The organism is Micromonospora sp. KC721 (genome assembly GCF_004348355.1).
In the GTDB taxonomy this organism is placed as follows: Bacteria; Actinomycetota; Actinomycetes; order Mycobacteriales; family Micromonosporaceae; genus Micromonospora.
Genome location: NZ_SMJY01000327.1, coordinates 1 through 3,497 on the forward strand (window position 1 = coordinate 1; position 3,497 = coordinate 3,497).

The following is a 3,497-nucleotide window of genomic DNA, read 5'->3' on the forward strand; positions in this document are numbered from 1 at the left end:
GTGACACAGCTCACCCCCCTCATCCAGGCGTCGATCATGAAGTTGACGGGCGACCTGCTCGGCTCTCCGGCAATCAACTTCATGATCAACGCGGCGGGAATGGGCGGGGCCGGGCGCTGGCGGGACGAGGGCTGGCGGGATGTGCGGGCGAACCAGGGCGTCAGGAGGGGGTGCTCAGGGCTGCCCTGATGTGTGCGATCGCGGCTGCCTCGGCCGGCGAGACTCCCCCGTCCGCGCGCGCGACCCGGTCCGCGGCGGCAAGCACCACGTCCTGATACACCGCGACCTCGTCGGGTGACTTCGCGCGCAACACGTCGATTCCGCGACGCAGGGCGGGCAGCACCACCGACTCGATCGCCGCGGGCGATTCCTGGGGCAGCCGGGGCAACGGCCCGGTGGTGAGCGCCGTTCTCACCACCCCGCTGGTCGCACCCAGCACACCGGAGGCCGCGAAGCTCTCCCGGATCATCGCGAAGATGCCCGGATCGGCGTTCGACACCAGATAGACGGCACCGAAAGCGCCCGTCTTGAGGACCGACAACTCCTCGTCCGTCAGTCGCTGCTCCATCATCACGGAGTGTAGACGTACGGGGTCGTGGTGGTGACCGGCACGAAGCCGAGTCGCTGGAGGATCGGCCGGCTGTTCTCCGAGGCGTCCACCTGGAGCAACGTCTTCCCACGCTGCGCGGCCAGCCGGGCCCGGTACGTGACCAGCCCCCGGTAGATGCCCTGGCGTCGCCACCGACGCAGCGTCGAACCGCCCCAGAGTCCGGCGAAGCCGGTGTTCGCCACGTAACGAACCCATCCGGCACTGACCACGACGCCGTCGGCCTCCGCCACCACGACCGTGATCGACTGCGGGTCGGCGGCGATCTCCTTCGCCAAGCCGCTGACGAGGTGGCTCCGGTCCGAGCCCCAGACCTCCTCCTCCATCCCGGCGATCCGCTCCAGGTCCTCTCGGCTGGTGACCTCGCGCAGGCGTACCCCTTCCGGCAGGACCGGGACGGCCGCCGCCAGCGGCGCGACCGGCCCGACCAGGACGGTCTCCCGGTCCTCCGGCACGAAACCGGCGGCCCGCAGCCGTTCGGCGAGGTCGGCCGGCTCGTCGTGTTCGTTGAGCTTCCACTCGACGCCCTCCCCGCGCCGCCGGAAGAACTCGACCTGGCGGGCGATCAACGCGTCCAGTTCCACGCCGGCGAGCCCGTCCAGGGTGCGGTACGTGAGGAAACCCCGCTGGTCCAGGCCGAGAATCCGTACCAGGGGTCCGTCCCGCTCGACGGTCACCCCGGCGGGCACCGGATCGGGGATCTCCGGACGGAGTTGGGCGTCGTAGGCGGCGCGCAGCGTGCTGGCGTCAAGATCGGTCATCCGCCCAGGCTATGCCGGACGTAAAGCGGATAATCGGCACCGTGCGCGAGGTGATCAGGCGGTGGTTCGACCCGTCCGAGGTCAAGCGGGTGGGCACCACCCCCGACTACCGCTTCTCCCTGGCCAACGAACGGACGTTTTTGGCCTGGCTGCGGACCGGGCTGGCGTTGATCGCCGGCGGGCTGGCCGCCGCCCAGTTTCTGCCGCCGCTGCCGCTGCGGCACCTGCGGGAGGCGATCGCCGTCGCGCTGCTGCTGCTCGGCGCCACCGTCGCGATTCGCGCGGTGGACCACTGGGCGCGTACGGAGCGGGCCATCCGGCTCGGCGAGGAACTGCCTGTGTCCCGTTTCCCGGCCGTACTGGCCCTGCTCGTGGCGCTCGGGGCGCTGCTACTGCTGGGCGCGGTGCTGGTGAAGGGCCTCGGCGGCCGATGACCCGGGATCCGGGGCGGCAACCCGAGCGCACCCGCCTGGCGTGGCGGCGGACCGGCCTGACCATGACCGTGGTGGCCGGGCTGGCGCTCCGGCTGGCCCTGACCGGCGGAGTCACCGGGGCGGTGCTGGCCGTGGCTGTGGTGCTGCTCTGGGCCGGTGCGCTGGTGGCGCTCTGGGGACGGGCCGCCGGCCGCGGGCCGCTGGGCGTGGACACCCGCAGTCTGCCGTCGGTCGCGCTGGCTACCGCCGGGGTGGCGCTGCTGTCCGTACCCCTGGTGCTGCGCGGCGTGTGGTGAACGCGCCGGCGTGGGCCATCATGGGGACATGGTCCGGCTGTCCATCCTGCTCTTCCTGGCGACGACCGTGCTCGCGGTCTGCGCGCTGATCAGTTGCCTCTCCGCCGAGGAGGATCAGGTACGGCGGTTGCCCCGCGTCGTCTGGGTGCCGCTCATCCTCTTCGTGCCGCTGGTCGGGTCGATCGCCTGGTTCCTCGCCGGGCGACCGGTCGCGGCGGGGCCGGGTGGCCGCGACCGGCACCCACCGCTGGCCCCCGACGACGACGCCGAGTTCCTCCGGTCCATCGCCGAGCGGTCCCGTCGCGACGACGCGGAACTGTTCCGCCGGTGGGAGGAGGATCTCCGCCGCCGCGAGGACGACCTGCGCCGCCGCGAGCACGACGACGACGCGCCCCGCCGCGAGGACGGCCCGCCCCGCGAGGGCGACCGCCCGGAGGTCTGACGCCGGGACCGGTCCGCCGCGTCACGCCGACGCAGTGCCGGGTGAGAGACGCCATGTCGGGGAAGGCCTGTGGCGGCTGGACCGGGGGGTGGACCGCCGAACGGCACCGACCGGCAGGCGAGCCGCCGGTCGGTGCCGTTCGGGTCACACCCGTCGCCGGAGCGCCCGCACGGCGAGCGGGGCGAAGACGGCGGCTAGGCCGACCGCCCAGAGCAGGGTCTGTGCCACCGGGCCGGCGACCGGACCGGTGACCAACAGGCCACGCAGGGCGTCCGCGACGATGGTGACCGGGTTGATCTCCACCCAGTGCTGGAGCCAGCCGGGCATCCGCTCGGTGGGCACGAAGATGTTGCTGGTGAAGGTGAGCGGGAAGATCACCATGAAGCCGAAGATCTGCACCTTCTCCGGCTCGTTGACCATCACCCCGACCAGCACCGAGATCCATGACGCGGCGAGGGTGAAGGCCAGCAGCAGAGCGAAGGCCGCGAGCACACCGAGCAGGCCGTTGCCGACCCGGAACCCGAGGATCATGCCCACCGCCAGCAGCAGAGCGATCGACCATGCCTGCTTGACCGTGTCGGCGAGGATCCGCCCGGCCAGCGGCGCCCACCGGGCGATCGGCAGGGCCCGCAACCGGTCGAAGACGCCCCTGGTCAGATCCTGGTTGAGGCCGAACCCGGTGGTCATCGTGGCGAACAGGGCGTTCTGCACCATGATGCCGGGGAGCATGAAGCGCAGGTAGTCGCCGGACGAGCCGGCGATCGCGGTGCCGAAGACGTACGTGAAGAGCAGCACGAACATGACCGGCTGGATGCTCAGATCGAGCAGTTCCATCGGGTTGTGCTTGATCTGCACCAGGCTTCGCCAGGACAGGGTGGCGGTGTGGCGCAGCCCGGCGATGACGCCCAGGCGGCGAGCCGGAGCGGGCAGGGCGGCGGGTGTCTCTTATACACAACT

At 71.6% G+C, this 3,497-nt stretch carries 7 protein-coding genes; 4 read left to right on the plus strand and 3 right to left on the minus strand.

All coding sequences use genetic code 11. The features are described from left to right. A partial coding sequence (locus E1182_RS31425; RefSeq protein WP_207921573.1) for a hypothetical protein occupies positions 1-189 on the plus strand: 189 nt, incomplete at its 5' end. On the opposite strand, the gene E1182_RS29790 is transcribed toward E1182_RS31425, so the two are convergent. Both E1182_RS29790 and E1182_RS29795 read right to left on the minus strand, forming a co-directional pair. Next, positions 161-568: a hypothetical protein gene (locus tag E1182_RS29790; RefSeq protein WP_132271043.1), complete on the minus strand. Its 408-nt coding sequence runs from the start codon at positions 566-568 to the stop codon at positions 161-163. The genes E1182_RS31425 and E1182_RS29790 overlap by 29 nt on opposite strands. A gap of 2 nt (positions 569-570) precedes the next feature. Further along, positions 571-1,368: a GNAT family N-acetyltransferase gene (locus E1182_RS29795; protein ID WP_132271044.1), complete on the minus strand. Its 798-nt coding sequence runs from the start codon at positions 1,366-1,368 to the stop codon at positions 571-573. Between the two features lie 11 nt (positions 1,369-1,379). On the opposite strand from E1182_RS29795, the gene E1182_RS29800 reads away from it, so the two are divergent. From E1182_RS29800 to E1182_RS29810, 3 genes are read left to right on the plus strand one after another with little or no spacing between them, the layout of a single operon-like run. After that, positions 1,380-1,802: a YidH family protein gene (locus E1182_RS29800; protein ID WP_371687625.1), complete on the plus strand. Its 423-nt coding sequence runs from the start codon at positions 1,380-1,382 to the stop codon at positions 1,800-1,802. Continuing rightward, complete coding sequence (locus tag E1182_RS29805; RefSeq protein ID WP_132271046.1) at positions 1,799-2,098, plus strand: DUF202 domain-containing protein; 300 nt, start codon at positions 1,799-1,801, stop codon at positions 2,096-2,098. The genes E1182_RS29800 and E1182_RS29805 overlap by 4 nt, the downstream gene beginning before the upstream one ends. 28 nt (positions 2,099-2,126) lie before the next feature. Then, positions 2,127-2,540, plus strand: coding sequence for a PLD nuclease N-terminal domain-containing protein (locus E1182_RS29810; RefSeq protein WP_132271048.1), 414 nt, complete (start codon positions 2,127-2,129; stop codon positions 2,538-2,540). A gap of 144 nt (positions 2,541-2,684) precedes the next feature. On the opposite strand, the gene E1182_RS29815 is transcribed toward E1182_RS29810, so the two are convergent. Continuing rightward, positions 2,685-3,470 carry an ABC transporter permease gene (locus E1182_RS29815; RefSeq protein ID WP_207921574.1) on the minus strand — a complete coding sequence of 262 codons (786 nt, stop codon included), beginning with the start codon at positions 3,468-3,470 and terminating at the stop codon, positions 2,685-2,687. Positions 3,471-3,497 lie beyond the last annotated feature (27 nt).